Consider the following 17410-nt stretch of genomic DNA (forward strand, 5'->3'; position numbering starts at 1 on the left):
CACCTACACTCCACCTGTCATGGTAGGCACCATGACGCTTGACGAAGCCTACATGGCCGACCCGGTTCTCGCTGCGGCCCGGCTGGTCCGGCGGGCAGGCCGCTGGGACGCGGCGCTCGCCATCCTCGGCGAGCTGGACACGCCGCTGGCCAGGGCCCTGCGCGCCGAGACCAGCACCGAGCGGTACCTGTGGCAGCTCGGCGACCCCGCCCCGGCCCTGGAAGCCATCGCCGCTCTCGACGGCACCCCGCTGGCCACCCTGCTGACGACCGAACTCGAATACTGGCGGCAGCTCTTCAAGCTGGACGGCGAGCCGTACTGCGGCGACCCGGTGAGTGCCTTCGGCTCCCTGCGCGGGGCTGCCGAGCTGGGCGGCTGGCCGGACTTCTGGCACGCGGTCAGCATCGAGAACCTGCACGGCGAGACCGAGGTCGCCGCCAAGGGGTACCAGGCGGCGCTGGAGTCCTCCGTGGCGTCCGGCGACATCCTGCTCGAGTCGCACGCCGTCCGGCACATCGGCGCCCAGGCCCTCGACGCCGGGGACCGCGAGGAGGGGCTGGCCCTGCTCCGCCTCTCGTACCACCAGCGGGCCGCCATCGGCACCCGCCCGCACACAGCAGCCGCGGCTGCCACCCTCGCCGGGGAGCTCGGCGACACCCGGGAAGCGGCCGACCTGCGCGGCCTGGTCACGCGCACGGCGGAAGACCTCGGGCTGACCTGGCTCCGGTAACGCGGAACGGGCCGCTGCCCGGTGAGGACAGCGGCCCGTTCCGTGTTCGCCGTTCGCGGCTAGTTCGACTTACCGGCCGGTTCGCCTTTCCTGACCGGTTCCGGCCTCGCGACCAGTTCCGGTTTCCTGGCTAGTGCCGGTTTCCGGGCTGGGGCCGGAAGCGGCGGGCGACGAGCACCATCGCCAGGCCGATGCCGAGCATCGCCGCAGCGGAGGACATCAGGCCGGTCACGCTCGCGCCGGTCACCGGGATCGGCGGCTCGGGTGACAGGGACGGTGCCGGCGGCTCCGTGGGCGGAACTGTGGGCGGAACCGTCGTCGGCGGGACAGTCGGAGGCACCGTGGGCGACGGAGAAGGAGACGGGGACGGAGAAGGAGACGGTGACGGGGTCGGCGGGACCGGCTTCTTCGTCACCTCGTCGACCACCCACGGGGCCTCGGTCGCGAGCAGGTCCGTGGTGGTGGTGCCGTCGACCCGCTTACCGCCGATGCCGATCTTGTTCCACGTGCGCTGGCCGGTGTCGGCGCCCTCCGGTACCTTCATCGTCCACTCGAAGGTGTACTCCTCGCCCCCCAGGACGTGGTGCGTGCCGAAGTCGAAGCGGACCGAGCGGATCGCGGACCAGTCGGTGACCGAGGCAGCGGGTACGAACGTCGCGTCCACGACTCCGCCGCAGTAGAACGGCATCGTCTTGCCCGGCGTGTTGTCCATCTCCGGCCGGCACGGGTCAAGCTTCGTGGAGTACGTGATGGTCACCGGCGCGTTCCCGGCGCTGATCGGCCCGGTCAGCGTGGCCAGCCACTCGTTCGCCTTCATGTCCGTGTACCGGCCGCTGGTCACGCCCGGGGCGCCCGGGGCCGGCAGGATGTCGTAGGCGACGACGTTGGTGAGGGTCTTGTTGCCCAGGTTGCCGAGCTTCACGCGGTAGCTGACCGTGCCGCCGTTGTCGGACCTGCCGACCGCTGCCGGGTCGACCTCCGCCGAGCCCTTGTAGTCCTGGTCCTTGTTGCCCTTGACCTCTTTGGACACAGCCAGGGCAGCCGACTCGGCGATCGCGAAGTCCTCGCCGCCCTTCACGAAGTTCTCCGTGGTGTCGCCGTCGCCGTCCCAGTCCTCCTTGTCCTGCTCGCCGCCCTGGATCGGCTTGTCCGGGTCGAACAGGCCGATCAGGTTACCCGGGTAGTTCGAGGTGTTCGGGTCGCCCTGGTAGGTGCCGCTCGCCGCGCCGGCCTTCACCTCGGTCTTGAACTGGTACCGGCAGATCGAGTTGTTGTTCGGGATGGTGCTGCCCGGGTTGGCCGTCGCGACCAGGGCGCTGCGGCCCCTGGCCCGGTTGGGCTCGACGGTCACGGTGAAGGCCGAGCCGGGCGGGCAGTAGCCGGGTTCCCCGGCGACCAGGGCGAACGAGCCGGGCACGTAGTCCAGCTGGTTCGGCAGCAGGTCGACGATGCGCGGGCGGAGCGGGGAGGTCAGGCGGTTGTACGGGTCGTTGGTGACCTTGACCGTCCAGGTGTGCTGGCCGCCCGGCGCGACGGGGGCCTGGCTGGTCTCCTTCTCGATCAGCGGCCAGGCCAGCGCCGGGAGTACCTTGATGTCCGCGCACTTACGGCCCTTGGCCTTGCCGCCCAGGTCGAAGTCGGCGCAGTTGGTGATGGTGCCGGCCCCGCCGGTCAGCTCGGTCGCGTCGACCACGCCGTAGTACTGCACGTTGATCGTGGTCGCGGCGGACAGGCCGGGGATGGTCACCTTGATCGACGTGACGTCCACGCCGGCCTTGGTCACGTCCGCGCTGTTCTGGTCCCACGGGATGCTCTTCGTGGTGCCGTCGGCGTAGGTCACGTCGACCGTGGCCTGGCCCTGGTACGGGGTCGCCTGGCCGGGGATGTAGATGTTGACGCTCGTCGGGTCGAATCCGGGCGGCATCACGTCGGTCACGATCGCCGTCGCCGCCTGGTTACCCGTGTTCCGCACCTCGGCGATGAACTGGACGACCTGGCCGTGCGTCGCGATCTGGCTGTCCGTGTACTTGTTGAACTCCCCGGTGATCGTCCCGGAGTCCACAATGGTGGTGTCCTTGGTGTCGGTCCTGGTGACCGGGTCGTCGTCCGGCCCGTACGGGTCGCCGGTGATGCTGGCCGTGTTCCGGATCGGCTGCCCGACCAGGGCCGGGTCGGTCACCTTCACCGTGATGTCGCAGCGGATCTCGTACGGGAACTCGGTGATCTGGTCCCACTGGCTGCCGGCCATGCCCGGGTTGGTGTCGACCGGCATGCTGACCGTGCGGGTGGCCGCGTCGTACGTGCACGGCGTCGAGGACACGTACTCGACGCCGGCCGGGAGCGTGTCGGTGAGCGTCACGTTCTCCAGCGCCAGGTTGCCCCGGCCGGTGCCGCCCCTGGGGTTGTTCGTCGCGCGGATCTGGTACGTGAAGTTCTCGTTGAGGACCGCCGTGGTCGGGGCGTTCTTGATGATCTGCGGATTCGGCTCGGCCTCGACCTTCACGACCGCCTCGTCCTTGCTCGGCGTGCCGTCACCGTTCCCGGCGATCGCGCTGATCCCGGCCTTCTGGTCGCCGGGCGGCGTGTAGTAGTCCTTCGTCGGCCAGCTCACGGTCAGCTGTGAGGTCGAGCCGGCGTCGATGTGGTCGTAGGTGACCGTGACCGTGCCGTCCGGATTGGACACCACGCCGGTCACCCCGGCCGGCCACGGCTTCGCTATCTCCCCCGGCCCCGACCTGCCGGGCGGCGGCGTGAAGGTGACGGTGACGTTGTCACAGCCCCCGGGGATCGAGCACTCGATGAACCCGTTGTACGACATGTAGTCCCCGGACGACACCGGCGACGTACTCGGGTCGAGGCGGACCGCCATCCGGGCATCCGCCCAGGCCGGCGGCGCGGCCCCGATCACGGCGAAGAGGAGGACCAGCAGTCCGATCGCGGCACGTTTCACGTGATCAATCTAGGCAAACACCGCGACAGGTGACGATACGACACGCTTCGTATTCAGGGCATTTACCGAGGATGTCCGGCATAGACTCGGCGGATGGGCAGAGGAGCACGCGGCAAAGTCCGCTGGACAAAGGACCGGATTCTCAAGAAGAAGGAACGCGACAAGCGCGCCGCCGAGACACGGGCCGCCGACCGGGCGGGCTCGAAGAAGAAGTGACACCCGGCCTCTGACCGGGTAGCAGCCAGTTCAGCTTCCATGCAGCACGTACAAAATCAAGCCCTTGATCTTGTACTTGCTCTTGATCTAACACGAAGTGGCCCGGCGTGGGCGGGGCTGGCAAGCATTGAGGCGCCCCGCATACAACACCGGTATGCGGGGCGCCTCAATGCGCAGTCCAGCGTCGTCCACGCCGGGTCCAAACGGTCTAAACGTTGAAACCGAGTGCACGGAGCTGCTCGCGGCCGTCGTCGGTGATCTTGTCGGGGCCCCACGGCGGGAGCCACACCCAGTTGATCCGCAGGTCGTTGACCAGGCCGCCGCCCGGGCCGGAGCACAGCGCCGTGCGGGCCTGCTCCTCGATCACGTCGGTCAGCGGGCAGGCCGCCGACGTCAGGGTCATGTCGACCGTGGCCACGATGTCGTCGTCGACGTGGATGCCGTAGATCAGGCCGAGGTCCACGACGTTGATGCCCAGCTCGGGGTCGACCACGTCGCGGAGGGCTTCCTCCACGTCGTCCAGGGCCGGCTTGACCTTCGGCTCGGCCGGGGTCTCGACTGCCTCACTCATGACTACTACTCCTCGTCGCTCGCCGCGGCCCGCGCCGCCGCGTCCTTGAACGCCATCCACGGCAGCAGCGCGCACTTCACCCGCGCCGGGTACTTCGAGACCCCGGCGAAGGCCACGCCGTCGCCGAGCAGGTCCTCGTCCGGTTCGAGCTTGCCCCGGCTGCCCATCAGCTCCACGAACACCTCGTTGATCTGGAGGGCCGTGCTGAGCTGGGCGCCGGCCAGCAGCTCGTACATGATGCTGGCGGCGGCCTGGCTGATCGAGCAGCCGGCCCCGTCGTAGGAGATGTCCTTGACCACCCCGCCGACCAGCCACACCCGCAGCGTGATCTCGTCGCCACAGGTCGGGTTGACGTGGTGCACCTCAGCGCCGTAGGGCTCCCGGAGCCCCTTGCCCTTCGGCCGGCGGTAGTGATCCAGGATGATCTCCTGGTAGAGCTGGTCGAGCTGCATCAGCCGAAGACCTTCCGCACCTTCTCGAGCCCGCGCACGAGGGCGTCGATCTCCTCGGTCGTTGTGTACACGTAGAACGAAGCACGGGTCATGGCCGGTACGCCGAACCGGGCGCACGTCGGCTTCGCGCAGTGGTGGCCCACCCGGACCTGCACGCCGTCGGCGTCGAGGATCTGGCCCACGTCGTGCGGGTGGATGTCGCCGAGCGAGAACGAGATCGTCCCGCCCCGCCCGACCGGGATCTGCGGACCGTAGATCTTCAGGCCGGGCACGGTGACCAGAGCGTCGAGCGCGTAGGCCGTCAGCTCCTTCTCATGCCAGAGCACCGCGTCCATGCCCAGGTTCGTCAGGTAGTCCACGGCAGCACCGAGCGCGATGGCCTCCGCGATCGGCGGGGTGCCGGCCTCGAAGCGGGCCGGGGCCGCAGCGTACGTCGTCTTCTCCATCGTGACTGTCTCGATCATCGAGCCGCCACCGAGGAACGGCGGCATCGCGTTGAGCAGCTCACCCCGGCCCCACAGGCAGCCGATGCCGGTCGGGCCGAGCATCTTGTGGCCGGTGAAGGCGATGAAGTCCACGTCGTAGGCCACGACGTCCATCGGCAGGTGCGGCACGGACTGCGAGGCGTCGAGCATCATCAGCGCGCCGACCTCGTGCGCCCGCTTCGTGATCCGCGAGGTCGCGTTGACCGTGCCCAGGATGTTGGACATGTGCACGATCGACACGATCTTCGTGCGCTCGTTGACCAGCTCGTCCAGGTTGGACAGGTCGAGCCGGCCCTGGTCGGTCACGCCGAACCAGCGCAGGGTCGCGCCCGTCCGCTCCGCGAGCATCTGCCACGGCACGATGTTGGAGTGGTGCTCCATCTCCGAGATCACGATCTCGTCGCCGGGGCCGATCCGGAACCGGTCGTCCTCCGAGCGCGGCGAGAAGGCGTAGGCGACCAGGTTGATCGCCTCGGAGGAGTTCTTCACGAACACGATCTCGTCGGGGCTGGGCGCCCCGACGAAGTTCGCGATCTTCGCCCGCGCGTCCTCGTAGGCCTCGGTCGCCTCGGTGCCCAGGGTGTGCACCGAGCGGGAGACGTTCGCGTTGTGCAGCGCGTAGTGCACCGCCAGCGCGTCGATCACCTGCTGGGGCTTCTGCGAGGTGTTGGCGCTGTCCAGGTAGACGAGGGGCTGACCGTTGACCGCCCGGCCGAAGATCGGGAAGTCGGCGCGCACCTTCTCCACGTCGAACCGCGGCGCGTCGTCGTACTGCGGCATTCCGGCCGGGATGGTCAAGGTCATGTCAGGCTCCTGCCGAGACGAACCGCTCGTAACCCTTGGCTTCCAGGTGCTCGGCGAGCTCCGGGCCGCCTTCCTCAACAATGCGCCCCGCGACGAAGACGTGCACGAAATCCGGCTTCACGTACCGCAGGATCCGCGTGTAGTGCGTGATCAGCAGCAGGCCGGTCTCGCCACGGTCCTTGACCCGGTTGATGCCCTCGGAAACCACGCGGAGGGCGTCGATGTCCAGGCCAGAGTCGGTTTCGTCAAGAATGGCCATCTTCGGCCTGAGAAGCTCCAGCTGCACGATCTCGTGCCGCTTCTTCTCACCACCGGAGAAGCCCTCGTTGACGTTGCGCTGTGCGAAGGCCGGGTCCATCTGGACGGCGGCCATCGCGTCCTTGAGCTCCTTGGCCCAGGTACGCAGCTTCGGCGCCTCACCGTCGATCGCCGTCTTGGCGGTGCGCAGGAAGTTCGCCACGCTCACGCCCGGCACCTCGACCGGGTACTGCATGGCCAGGAACAGCCCGGCCCGCGCCCGCTCGTCGACGGTCATCGCCAGGACGTCCTCGCCGTCCAGGGTGACCGAGCCGCCGGTGATCTCGTACTTGGGGTGCCCGGCGATCGAGTACGCGAGGGTGGACTTGCCCGAGCCGTTCGGCCCCATGATCGCGTGCGTCTCGCCGGCCTTGATGGTCAGGTTGACCCCGGCCAGAATCGGCTTCAGCTCGTCCTCGGGCAGCTTGACGGCCACCTGAAGGTCACGGATTTCCAGAACGCTCATGACTGCCCTACTCCAATGTGAATCTCGCCGTCACGCACCTCGACGGGGTAAACAGGGACCGGCTCGACGGCCGGTGGTCCGGACGGCTCGCCCGTCCGCAGGTCGAACCGCGACCCGTGCAGCCAGCACTCGATCGTGCAGCCGTCGACCTCGCCCTCCGACAGGGCGATCGCGGCGTGCGAGCACTCGTCACGGATGGCGTAGAAGTTGTCGTCCTCCGCGTGCACGACGGCGATGGCCTCGCCGTCGATCTCCGCGCGGACCACAGCGCCCTTCGGCAGCTCGTCGACCAGGCAGATCCGGGTCATCTACTCACCGGCCTTCGCCAGGCGAGCCTCGATGGTCTCGGTCAGCCGGTCGCGCAGCGCCTCGGCCGGGATCTTCGCCAGCAGCTCGGCGAAGAAGCCCCGCACGACCAGCTTGCGCGCCTCGACCTCCGGGATGCCCCGGCTCATCAGGTAGAAGAGGTGCTCGTCGTCGAAGCGGCCGGTGGCGCTGGCGTGACCGGCACCCGCGACCTCGCCGGTCTCGATCTCCAGGTTCGGCACGGAGTCAGCCCGCGCGCCGTCCGTCAGGATCAGGTTCCGGTTGATCTCGTACGTGTCGGTGCCCGTCGCCTCGGCCCGGATCAGCACGTCGCCGACCCACACGGTGTGCGCGTCCTCACCCTGGAGCGCGCCACGGTACGTGACGTGGCTCCGGCAGTCCGGCACGGTGTGGTCGACGAGGAGGCGGTGCTCCTGGTGCTGGCCGGCGTCGGCGAAGTACACACCGAAGGCCTCGACGTCGCCGCCCCGGCCGGTGTACTCCGCGCTGGTGTACTGCCGCACCAGGTCCCCGCCCAGCGTGACCTGCACGTGGGTGACCTTGGCGTCGCGGCCGACCCGGAACTTGACGTGCTGGGCCTGCACCGCGCCGGCTTCCCAGTCAGCGACGGTGACGAAGGTCAGCTTCGCCCCGTCCCCGACGATCACCTCGACGTTGTCGGCGAGCGTGACGCTGCCGGCGTACTCGATGATCACCGTGGCCTCGGCGAGCACGCCGATGTCCACAATGGTGTGCCCGTACGCGACGGCCCCGGCGTCACTGCCCCGGACGACGACGGACACCGGCTCGGCCGGGATGGCCTCGCGGGCCACCTCGACCAGCAGCACGTCGGCGGCCCCGCCGTACGCGAGAGCGCTCGGCCGGTCGAACGGCGTCAGCACCGAGCCACGGCGCGGGTCGTCGAGCCCGGCCCGGCCGACGGTCACCCCGGCGAGGTCCTGCCCGTACTCGTGCCCGGGAGCCGCGACCGTGTCCTGGCTGCCGTCAGCGAGCCCGCGCAGCCGCTTGAGCGGCGTGAACCGCCACTCCTCCTCCCGGCCGGTGAGGACCGGGAAGTCGGCTGCGTCGTACGAGCGAAGCTCCTGCGCGCGGGTCTTCGGAGGAACGATTGTTTCGGAGAGCATTAACCGACTGCGCCTTCCATCTGGAGCTCGATCAAACGGTTCAACTCGAGGGCGTACTCCATCGGCAGCTCCTTGGCGATCGGCTCGATGAAGCCGCGCACGATGGTCGCCATCGCCTCGTCCTCGGTGAGGCCCCGGCTCATCAGGTAGAAGAGCTGGTCGTCACTGATCTTGGAGACGGTGGCCTCGTGGCCCATCTGCACGTCGTCCTCGCGGACGTCCACGTAGGGGTAGGTGTCGCTGCGGCTGATCGTGTCGACCAGCAGCGCGTCGCACTTGACCGTGCTCTTGGAGTGGTGAGCGCCGTCCATCACCTGCACGAGACCCCGGTAGGAGGTCCGGCCGCCGCCACGGGCGATCGACTTCGAGATGATCGAGGAGGAGGTGTGCGGGGCGGCGTGCACCATCTTGGCGCCGGCGTCCTGGTGCTGGTTCTCGCCGGCCATCGCGACCGACAGCACCTCGCCCTTGGCGTGCTCGCCGACCATGTACACGGCCGGGTACTTCATGGTGACCTTCGAGCCGAGGTTGCCGTCGACCCACTCCATCGTGGCGCCCTCGTGGCAGACGGCCCGCTTGGTGACCAGGTTGTAGACGTTGGTCGACCAGTTCTGGATCGTCGTGTAGCGGCACCGGCCGCCCTTCTTCACGATGATCTCGACGACGGCCGAGTGCAGCGAGTCCGAGGAGTAGATCGGGGCGGTGCAGCCCTCGACGTAGTGCACGTAGGCACCCTCGTCCACGATGATCAGGGTCCGCTCGAACTGGCCCATGTTCTCCGTGTTGATCCGGAAGTAGGCCTGGAGCGGGATCTCCACGTTGACGCCCTTGGGCACGTAGATGAAGGAGCCACCCGACCACACGGCGGTGTTCAGCGCGGCGAACTTGTTGTCGCCGACCGGGATCACCGTGCCGAAGTACTCCTTGAAGATGTCCTCGTGCTCCTTGAGCGCGGTGTCGGTGTCCAGGAACAGGACACCCTGCTGCTCGAGGTCCTCGCGGATCGCGTGGTAGACGACCTCCGACTCGTACTGGGCGGCGACACCGGCGACGAGGCGCTGCTTCTCCGCCTCCGGGATGCCCAGCTTGTCGTAGGTGTTCTTGATGTCCTCCGGCAGCTCTTCCCAGCTCGCCGCCTGCTTCTCTGTCGAGCGCACGAAGTACTTGATGTTGTCGAAGTCGATGCCGCTCAGGTCTGCGCCCCAGCCCGGCATGGGCTTGCGGCCGAACAGCCGCAGGCCCTTGAGCCGGAGGTCGAGCATCCACTGCGGCTCGTTCTTCTTCGCCGAGATGTCGCGGACCACGTCCTCGTTGAGGCCCCGGCGGGCGTTGGCGCCTGCCGTGTCCTTGTCGGCCCAGCCGTACTCGTAACGGCCCAGAGCAGCCAGGTGCTCCTCTTGGGTAACGACGGTCTCTGCGGTCATGAGCTAGTCCTCACGCTCTCGGTCATGGTTCTGCGGGGGTCGGGGATGAAGGTGGTGCACACCCCGTCCCCATTGGCGATGGTCGCCAGCCGCTGCACGTGCGTGCCGACGAGCCGGCTGATCACCTGGGTCTCCGCCTCGCAGAGTTGCGGGAACTCCGCTGCGACGTGTGCCACCGGGCAGTGGTGCTGGCAGAGCTGGCCGCCGGAGGCGATCGCCGTCGCGCCGGCAGCGTAGCCCTCACGGCTCAGCGCCTCTGCGAGGGCCTCGGCCCTGGCGAACGGAGCGTCGCCGGCGTCGGACATCGCCGTCCGGCACCGCTCCTCCAGCCCTGCTACCCGCTCGGCGACGAACTCACGCACGGCGTCGTCACCGCCCTGCCTGGCGATCCAGCGCAGGGCCTCGCGGGCGAGATCATCGTAGGTGTGCGGGCCGCCGGCTGCCCGGCCGGCGTCGGTCAGCTCGAAGGCCTTGGCCGGTCGGCCCCGGCCACGCTGGGCCCTGCTGGGCCGGTCACGGCACTCGATCAGGCCGTCGGCGAGCATGGCGTCCAGGTGGCGGCGGATGGCTGCCGGGCTCAGGCCCAGTGCGCAGCCGAGCTCCGCCGCTGTCGCGGCGCCGTGCTCCAGCAGGTGGTGGGCGACCCGGTCGCGGGTGCGGCCGTCCGATCCCGCGCCGGCTGCCGGCGCGGGCGGCACAGGGACCACCGCCGCGTTTTTCACAACACCAGTGTTACTTATTTCCGGCCGGCAGGGCAAACCGGGTGCGACGTGACCCACACCACCGTTGAACGCGTTCAAAACTTTCTGGTACGGTCAGCGCCAGTTGAACACGTTCAACAGGAGGCGCCATGACGCACGATCCCGCACCAGGAACAGCGGCACCGGGGCTGGAAACGGTCACACCGGGACAGGCGGCGCATCTCCGGGCCGCCGACCTGATCAGCTCGCTCACGACCGTGGGACTGGTCACCCGGCCGATCTGGGCCGTGTGCTCGCTCAGCTTCTCCGGCGCGCTCCTCGGCCCGGCCCACGCCCTGGTCCTCACGGCGATCGAGGGCAGCCCGGTCTGGGTCAGCCTGCTCGTGCTGCCGCTGAGCGAGGGGCTGCTCGGTCTCGTGCTGGCGTTCACGCTCTTCCGGCTGGCCACCCGGCTCCGCCGCGCCGACCCGTGGGCGATCCGGCCGGCCCGGCACCTTGTCACATTCGTTATCGCCAATGTCGCCTTCTACCTTGCCGGGATCCTGACAGCGGGTGCCATGGCTCTGATCACGTGGAAGAAGGAGTACGCCTGGGTGCTCCTGCTCGCGTTACCGATCGCGACCGAGACGGCGATCCTCGTCCTCTCCCTCCAGGCCCGCCGGGCGCTCGCACCGCTGCTACGGGGGTAGCGGTACGGGCGCCCGGCGGCACACCCGGCAACCCCGCCCGGCCCGCGCGACCACCGAACTTCTACGCTGTGTCGGTGTTGAGGAGCCGAGCCTTGCTGAAGTGGGCGGCATTCGCCGGCCTGGTCGCGCACGCCCTGATCGTCGTCACCGGCGGGGCTGTCCGGCTCACCGGCTCCGGCCTCGGCTGCCCGACCTGGCCGCAGTGCGTGGACGGGTCGTACGTACCGACCGCCGAGATGGGCATCCACGGGGTCATCGAGTTCACCAACCGGACCCTGACCGGCGTGATCGGCTTCATCGTCGGGGCCGCGCTCGTGCTCGCCTGGCTGACGAAGCGGCGGGAGCTGACCGTTCCGGCCCTGCTGTCGGTACTCGGGGTGCCGGCCCAGGCCGTGGTCGGCGGGATGACCGTCCTCACGAACCTCAACCCGTGGGTGGTCGGCTGCCACTTCCTGGCGTCGATGGCCGCGCTCGTGGCCGCGTACACCCTGTGGATCAGGATCGACCGGCCCGCTGGACCGCCCGTCTGGGCGGTGAGGCCCCCGGTGCGTGCGCTGACCTGGCTGACGATGGTGACCAGCGGGGCCGTGATCGTGGCCGGCACCGTGGTGACCGGCAGCGGCCCGCACGCCGGGGACGCTGACGCCAAGCGCAACGGCCTCGACCCAGGCGCGTTCGCCCAGCTGCACACCGATCTCGTGTTCCTGCTGCTCGGGCTGTCGGTCGCGCTGTGGCTGACACTGAAGGCCGTCGGGGCGCGCAGCAAGGTCGCTGGCGTGTTCGTTCTCGTGCTGCTCGGGCAGGGCCTGATCGGCTTCGTCCAGTACTTCACGCACCTGCCGGTGGTGCTGGTCGCCGCGCACATGGCCGGGGCCTGCGTGGTGTGGATCGCGACGCTCGCCGTGTGGCATGACCTGCGGCCGCGTACCGCGCTTCCCGTGGCCGCCGGGCAGCCGCGCAATGTAGCAACCGTGTAAAAGCCGAACAGACGAGTTGACGGCGGCTCCGCCGTACCCGATATTCCTACTAATCAAGTAGAGATTATCGGGAAGGAAAAGCTCATGAGGCGTTGGCTCAGTGCGGCGGCAGTGCTGGGAGTGCTGACCACATCGCTCCTGGCGGGCTGCGGCTCGGGCGACGATCCGAAGGCGGCGGCGAACGGGAAGACCACGCTGCGGCTGGGCTACTTCCCGAATCTCACCCACGCGCAGGCCGTCGCGGGGATCGAGAAGGGCATCTACGCCGAGAAGCTGGGCTCGGGCGTCGACCTGAAGGTGACGACGTTCAACGCGGGGCCCGCCGCGATCGAGGCGCTCTTCGCCGACCAGATCGACGCCGTGTACATCGGGCCGAACCCGACGATCAACGGCTTCACCAAGTCCAGGGGCGAGGCGCTGCGGGTGATCGCCGGCGGGGCGTCCGGCGGCGTGTCCTTCGTCGTCAAGCCGGGCATCACCGACGCGCAGCAGCTCAAGGGCAAGAAGATCGCCACCCCGCAGCTGGGCAACACGCAGGACGTCGCCCTGCGGTACTGGCTGAAGGAACGCGGGCTCAACACCACCAAGGACGGCGGCGGCGACGTCAAGATCCTGCCGCAGGAGAACAGCGTGACCGTGGACGCGTTCAACGCGAACGCGATCGACGGTGCCTGGGTACCGGAGCCGTTCGCTTCCCGGCTGGTGGCCGCCGGGGGCAAGGTGCTGGTCGACGAGCGTGACCTGTGGCCGGACAAGAATTTCGTGATCACCAACCTGATCGTCCGGAACAAGTACCTCAAGGAGCACCGCGACGTCGTCAGGAAGCTGCTGGAGGCGCACGTGGCCGCGACGGAGTTCGTGGTCAGCAAGCCGGAGGAGGCCCAGCAGGCCATCTCCACGTCGGTCGGCAAGCTCACCGGCAAGCCGCTCGACCTCAAGCTGATCCAGCAGGCGTGGAAGACCCTTGAGTTCACCAACGACCCGATCGCCAGCTCGCTGCTCAAGGGTGCCGAGCACGCGACGGCTGTCGGGCTGCTGGACAAGCCGGACCTCAAGGGCCTCTACGACCTGGCCCTGCTCAACGAGATCCTCAAGGCGAACGGCAAACCCGAGGTCAAAGCATGATCAGTATCCGGAACGTGAGCCGGACGTACGGTCACGGCCCCGGCGCCGTGACCGCGCTGGACCGGCTGTCCCTGGAGATCGAGCCCGGCGAGTTCGTCTGCGTCGTCGGGGCCTCCGGCTGCGGGAAGAGCACGCTGCTCTCCCTGATCGCCGGGCTCGACACGCCGACCGGCGGCGAGATCACGGCCGGGCGGAACCCGGCGCTGATGTTCCAGGAACCAGCGCTGTTCCCCTGGCTGACCGTCGAGAAGAACGTCGGCCTGCCCCTCAAGCTCCGCAAGGTCCCCCGAGCGGAACGGGAGGCGAAGGTCGCCGAGCTGCTCGCCACGGTCAACCTGCTGGAGTTCGCGCGCAAACGGCCGCACGAGCTGTCCGGCGGCATGCGGCAGCGCGTCGCGCTGGCCAGGACCCTCGCGCTCGACTCGCCCGTCCTGCTGATGGACGAGCCGTTCGGCGCGCTGGACGCGATGACCCGTGACCTGCTGCACGACGAACTGGAGCGGATCGTCCAGCAGCGCGGGCTGACCGTCCTGTTCGTCACGCACAACGTCCGCGAGGCCGCCCGGCTGGGCGACAGGATCGTCCTGCTGTCCAGCCGCCCCGGCCGGCTCAAGTGGCAGGGCCGGGTGGACATCCCCCGGCCGCGCCGGATCGACTCACCGGAGGTCTCGTCCCTTGCTGCAGAAATCACCGACCGGCTCCGGGACGAGGTTGCCAGCCATGCTCGCTAGGGCCTGGGCCGGCACGTGGCCCAAGGTCCTTGCGGTCGCGATCGTGCTCCTGGTCTGGCAGATCGCGATCTGGACGGAGTTCCGGCCGCCGTGGGCGCTGGCCTCGCCGGCCGACACGTTCGCCGACCTGGGGCGGAGCCTGGGTGACGAGCGGTTCTGGCTGGCCGTCGGGATCACCATGCAGCGCGCGGTGCTGGGCTTCGTCCTGGCCGCCGGCGTGGGGCTGCTGCTCGGGCTGGCAGTGGCCCGGGTGAAGGTGCTCAGGGCCGCGCTCGGTTCCATGATCACGGCTTTGCAGACCATGCCGTCGATCGCGTGGTTCCCGCTGGCCGTGCTGCTGTTCGGCCTCACGGAGAACGCGATCATGTTCGTGGTCATCCTGGGTGCCACGCCGTCCGTCGCCAACGGGGTGATCGCCGGCGTCGACTACGTCCCGCCGCTGCTGCTGCGCGCCGGGCGGAACATCGGAGCCAAGGGCATTTCCCTGTACCGGCACGTGATCGCCCCCGCGTCCCTCCCCGCGATCGTCGCCGGGCTCAAGCAGGGCTGGGCGTTCTCCTGGCGGAGCCTGATGGCCGGGGAACTGCTGGTCGGGGTGGCCAACCGGCCGTCGGTCGGTACCCGGCTGACCGTCTTCCGCGACCTCAACGACTCGGCGGGCCTGATCGCGACCATGATCGTGATCCTGGTGATCGGCCTGCTGGTGGATGTCGCGTTCGGGTCGGCCGACCAGGCGATCCGGCGCCGGTGGGGCATCACGGAGTGATCTCTCCTGAGTGAGCGGGGCGGCGGGCCAGGCCCGCCGCCCCTAGGCTTGCCCCGTCACCATCCACTGTGAAGGAGAACCCGATGCGTATCTTCACGCGCCTGGCCGCCGCTGCCGGGATCGCCGCGCTGGCCGGCGCGCTCGTCCTGCCCGCCGCCGCCTCGGCTGAGCCCAGCCCGGTGGCCGCCGTCCAGAGCAACCTGGCCGAAGGCCCGCACTACGTCCAGCAGACGGCCAGCGCCGACTTCTGGGACGACAGCTGCTTCTGCATGTGACCGGCAGTGCAGGGCGGCGCGGAGGGCGTCCCGCACATGAGACAGCGGCCCAGTCCCGGGTACACCGGGGCTGGGCCGTCGTTCGTGGAGCGTCAGGCGGTGACGCGGTCGAAGAAGGCCGTCAGGTCGGCCTTCACGGTGCCCGCGCCGAGCAGGAGGTCGCCGTGGGCACCGCTGCCCGGGACGATCACGAGCTTCTTGCCGGGGGCCGTGATCGCGTTGAACTCGGCCCGGACCTCGCTGACCAGCGGGGTGCCGTCCTTCTCACCGTGCGCGTAGAAGGCTGGCACCTTCAGCTTCGCGACGTAGGGCGCCATCTCGACCGGGTTGTCGCGGTTGTACACCTTGGCGCAGCTCAGGGCGGCCACACCCTGCACGGCCGGGTCCGTCTCGGCCGCGACGATCACCGAGAGGCACGCGCCACGGGAGCCGCCGGCCAGCACGATCTTCTGGGCGCCGCCCGCCCGGAGCTTGCCGATGATCAACTTGAGTTCGGCGACGCGCTCCATGTTGTCCTTGGAGCCGTAGTTCCAGACCGCGACCTGGTACCCCTTGGCGGTCAGCTCCTTGCCGTAGGCCACCCAGTCGCAGCCGTTGCCGTCGGCGGTGTTGGAGAAGACGACGGCCCTGGTGCCCTTGCCCATCGTCGCGCCCTTGACGCCCTCGATCGGCGCGCCGTCCGCCGAGGTGACACAGCCGGCGAAGGCGTGCCCTGGCAGGGCTCCCGACCGGTCCGCGGGCTTCGGCGGCTGGCTGCCGTGCGCGTCGGGCAGGGTGGACTGGGTCTGGGGCTGCGTCTGCTGCTGGGACTTCGGGGCCGCGGCCGGCTCCGTGCACCCGGCGAGCAGGCCGATCAGTGCGATAGCTGTCAGTGCACGTTTCATCGGTCCTGTTTAGATGCGGTCCGGTGCAAGGTCAATATGTGGGGCCGGTAAAGCAGCCAGGATGTGACCGGCCCCATCGCGACGGCGTCAGAGCCGGGCGGCCACGGCCCGGGCGAAGGTGACCGGCGCGGCCTCCGCGTAGCCGAGGAAGATCGACGGCTCGGTCAGTTCCAGCTCCACCAGCAGCGGCTCGCCGTCCGGGCCGGGGATCAGGTCCACGCGGGCGTAGAGCGGGTTGTCCAGCGAGGCGACCAGCTTGTCCCCCACCGCCAGCTCGGCTGCGGACGGCACACGCGGCGTGATCTCCTCGACCTTGTACAGGCCGACGTCGCCGAGGTCCGGGCCGTCCAGCAGCGCGCCCTTGCGGATCGCGTGGCTGAACGCGCCGTTGAAGTAGAGCAGCGCGGTCTCGCCGTGGCCGTCGACGGCCGGCAGGTACGGCTGCACCATCACCGTCCGGCCCGCCTCGTGCAGCCGGGCCACGTGGGCGACGGCGAGCTCACGGTCGGCTGGCCCGTACTTGCCGGTGTCCTTGCTGCCCGCGCTGATGGCGGGCTTGAGGACGTAGTCGCCGTCCGGTACATCGAAGGCGTCGCCGGGCGCCAGGAACGTGGTCGGCACGGTGGCCACCGGCAGGTCGGCCAGGTACCGCTTGTCGGTGTTCGCCTCGATCATCGCGGCCGGGTTCAGCAGGTTGGGCACCCGGTGCGCCCAGGCCAGGAACTCGTCGCGGCGCGCGGCGTAGTCCCAGGTCGAGCGGATGACGGTCAGGCCGAACGAGTCCCAGTCGACAGCCGGGTCGTCCCAGACGGCCGGGACGACCTCCAGGCCCAGCTCGGCGAGGGGTACCACGGCCAGCCGCTCGTCCTCGTCCAGGTCGGGCAGCTCGGCGCAGGTCGCGAAGGCGATTCGGATCATGCCCGGAAGCCTAGTGGTATATCACCGGAACGTGTCAGGCCCGCCCCCGGAGGAGTCCGGGAACGGGCCTGGAAGAGAAGTGAACTGGCGGTGACGTGCAGACGGGTGGCTAGCGGGCGAAGACGCTGCGCCGCATCGCCCTCAGCAGCTTGGAGCCGCCCCGCATCCGGTCGCTGATCTCGCGCTCCCAGGAGGAGAGGATCGAGACACCGGCCAGGTTGCAGGCCTCACGGGCGACGTCGGTGGCCGGGGCGAACTGGTCTCCCCAGGAGCCGTCCTCTCCGACGAGGACGATGCGGGCTCCCTTACGGCCCACGTACTCGATCACCGCGCTGGCCCCGTCGTGGGCTTCCTTGAACTCCTCGATCCCGGCGACGAGGCCGCTGGGGACTTCGAGGGTGCTGGTACTGTCCGGCTCCGTTGCGGGAGCAGTCGATGCGTCAGCCATGCCCACCACAGTAGGCACCTTCTGCTTACCCGCGCTTAACATCGCCCCGA

At 69.2% G+C, this 17410-nt stretch carries 20 protein-coding genes; 8 read left to right on the top strand and 12 right to left on the bottom strand.

From position 1 onward, the window contains the following. Positions 1-31: 31 nt before the first annotated feature. Positions 32-730, top strand: a complete 699-nt coding sequence (locus tag A3G1_RS0117225) for a hypothetical protein (protein WP_018350724.1) — start codon at positions 32-34, stop codon at positions 728-730. Positions 731-860: 130 nt separating this feature from the next. Here the strand turns inward: A3G1_RS0117225 and A3G1_RS38670 are convergent, their stop codons facing one another. Beyond that, complete coding sequence (locus A3G1_RS38670) at positions 861-3680, bottom strand: DUF11 domain-containing protein (RefSeq protein WP_026212227.1); 2820 nt, start codon at positions 3678-3680, stop codon at positions 861-863. A gap of 93 nt (positions 3681-3773) precedes the next feature. Between A3G1_RS38670 and A3G1_RS42105 the strand changes: the two genes are divergently transcribed. Further along, a complete protein-coding gene (locus A3G1_RS42105) occupies positions 3774-3896 on the top strand; it encodes a hypothetical protein (RefSeq protein ID WP_018350725.1) in 123 nt (40 codons plus the stop codon). A 208-nt stretch (positions 3897-4104) separates the two neighbouring features. On the opposite strand, the gene A3G1_RS0117240 is transcribed toward A3G1_RS42105, so the two are convergent. The 8 genes from A3G1_RS0117240 to A3G1_RS0117275 are packed head-to-tail and all read right to left on the bottom strand — an operon-like array spanning position 4105 to position 10568. Further along, positions 4105-4467, bottom strand: a complete 363-nt coding sequence (locus A3G1_RS0117240) for an iron-sulfur cluster assembly protein (RefSeq protein ID WP_018350726.1) — start codon at positions 4465-4467, stop codon at positions 4105-4107. Between the two features lie 5 nt (positions 4468-4472). After that, the gene (sufU, locus tag A3G1_RS0117245) at positions 4473-4919 is read right to left on the bottom strand and encodes a Fe-S cluster assembly sulfur transfer protein SufU (RefSeq protein ID WP_018350727.1); all 447 of its coding nucleotides are present in this window, start codon (positions 4917-4919) and stop codon (positions 4473-4475) included. Further along, the gene (locus A3G1_RS0117250) at positions 4919-6208 is read right to left on the bottom strand and encodes a cysteine desulfurase (protein ID WP_018350728.1); all 1290 of its coding nucleotides are present in this window, start codon (positions 6206-6208) and stop codon (positions 4919-4921) included. Before A3G1_RS0117250 ends, sufU begins: the two co-directional genes overlap by 1 nt. Before the next feature lies 1 nt (position 6209). Continuing rightward, positions 6210-6971 carry a Fe-S cluster assembly ATPase SufC gene (gene sufC / locus A3G1_RS0117255; protein WP_018350729.1) on the bottom strand — a complete coding sequence of 254 codons (762 nt, stop codon included), beginning with the start codon at positions 6969-6971 and terminating at the stop codon, positions 6210-6212. Then, complete coding sequence (locus tag A3G1_RS0117260; RefSeq protein WP_018350730.1) at positions 6968-7279, bottom strand: non-heme iron oxygenase ferredoxin subunit; 312 nt, start codon at positions 7277-7279, stop codon at positions 6968-6970. The genes sufC and A3G1_RS0117260 overlap by 4 nt, the downstream gene beginning before the upstream one ends. Beyond that, positions 7280-8422 carry a Fe-S cluster assembly protein SufD gene (sufD, locus tag A3G1_RS0117265; protein WP_018350731.1) on the bottom strand — a complete coding sequence of 381 codons (1143 nt, stop codon included), beginning with the start codon at positions 8420-8422 and terminating at the stop codon, positions 7280-7282. It abuts the gene before it with no gap. Further along, complete coding sequence (gene sufB, locus A3G1_RS0117270; RefSeq protein ID WP_018350732.1) at positions 8422-9846, bottom strand: Fe-S cluster assembly protein SufB; 1425 nt, start codon at positions 9844-9846, stop codon at positions 8422-8424. Before sufB ends, sufD begins: the two co-directional genes overlap by 1 nt. Continuing rightward, positions 9843-10568 (bottom strand): helix-turn-helix transcriptional regulator, encoded by a 726-nt coding sequence (locus A3G1_RS0117275; protein ID WP_157641185.1) that lies wholly within the window; start codon positions 10566-10568, stop codon positions 9843-9845. Before A3G1_RS0117275 ends, sufB begins: the two co-directional genes overlap by 4 nt. A 128-nt stretch (positions 10569-10696) precedes the next feature. On the opposite strand from A3G1_RS0117275, the gene A3G1_RS0117280 reads away from it, so the two are divergent. From A3G1_RS0117280 to A3G1_RS0117305, 6 genes are all read left to right on the top strand, one after another. Beyond that, entirely contained in the window at positions 10697-11236 is a 540-nt protein-coding gene (locus tag A3G1_RS0117280; protein WP_018350734.1) for a hypothetical protein, read from the top strand. Positions 11237-11310: 74 nt separating this feature from the next. Further along, positions 11311-12213 carry a COX15/CtaA family protein gene (locus A3G1_RS0117285; RefSeq protein WP_245563514.1) on the top strand — a complete coding sequence of 301 codons (903 nt, stop codon included), beginning with the start codon at positions 11311-11313 and terminating at the stop codon, positions 12211-12213. Positions 12214-12297: 84 nt separating this feature from the next. Further along, entirely contained in the window at positions 12298-13338 is a 1041-nt protein-coding gene (locus tag A3G1_RS0117290) for an ABC transporter substrate-binding protein (protein WP_026212229.1), read from the top strand. Further along, positions 13335-14069, top strand: a complete 735-nt coding sequence (locus tag A3G1_RS0117295) for an ABC transporter ATP-binding protein (RefSeq protein ID WP_018350737.1) — start codon at positions 13335-13337, stop codon at positions 14067-14069. Before A3G1_RS0117290 ends, A3G1_RS0117295 begins: the two co-directional genes overlap by 4 nt. Beyond that, positions 14059-14835, top strand: coding sequence for an ABC transporter permease (locus tag A3G1_RS0117300; protein WP_018350738.1), 777 nt, complete (start codon positions 14059-14061; stop codon positions 14833-14835). The genes A3G1_RS0117295 and A3G1_RS0117300 overlap by 11 nt, the downstream gene beginning before the upstream one ends. Before the next feature lie 83 nt (positions 14836-14918). Next, on the top strand, positions 14919-15110 hold the full coding sequence (locus A3G1_RS0117305) for a hypothetical protein (RefSeq protein ID WP_018350739.1): 192 nt from the start codon (positions 14919-14921) through the stop codon (positions 15108-15110). Positions 15111-15202: 92 nt separating this feature from the next. Here the strand turns inward: A3G1_RS0117305 and A3G1_RS0117310 are convergent, their stop codons facing one another. The 3 genes from A3G1_RS0117310 to A3G1_RS0117320 form a co-directional block, all read right to left on the bottom strand. Further along, a complete protein-coding gene (locus A3G1_RS0117310; protein WP_018350740.1) occupies positions 15203-15994 on the bottom strand; it encodes an alpha/beta hydrolase in 792 nt (263 codons plus the stop codon). An 87-nt stretch (positions 15995-16081) separates the two neighbouring features. Further along, complete coding sequence (locus A3G1_RS0117315; RefSeq protein ID WP_018350741.1) at positions 16082-16912, bottom strand: ATP-grasp domain-containing protein; 831 nt, start codon at positions 16910-16912, stop codon at positions 16082-16084. Between the two features lie 109 nt (positions 16913-17021). Then, positions 17022-17360 carry a hypothetical protein gene (locus A3G1_RS0117320; RefSeq protein ID WP_026212230.1) on the bottom strand — a complete coding sequence of 113 codons (339 nt, stop codon included), beginning with the start codon at positions 17358-17360 and terminating at the stop codon, positions 17022-17024. Positions 17361-17410 lie beyond the last annotated feature (50 nt).

The sequence above is a fragment of the Longispora albida DSM 44784 genome (assembly GCF_000379825.1).
GTDB lineage: Bacteria > Actinomycetota > Actinomycetes > Mycobacteriales > Micromonosporaceae > Longispora > Longispora albida.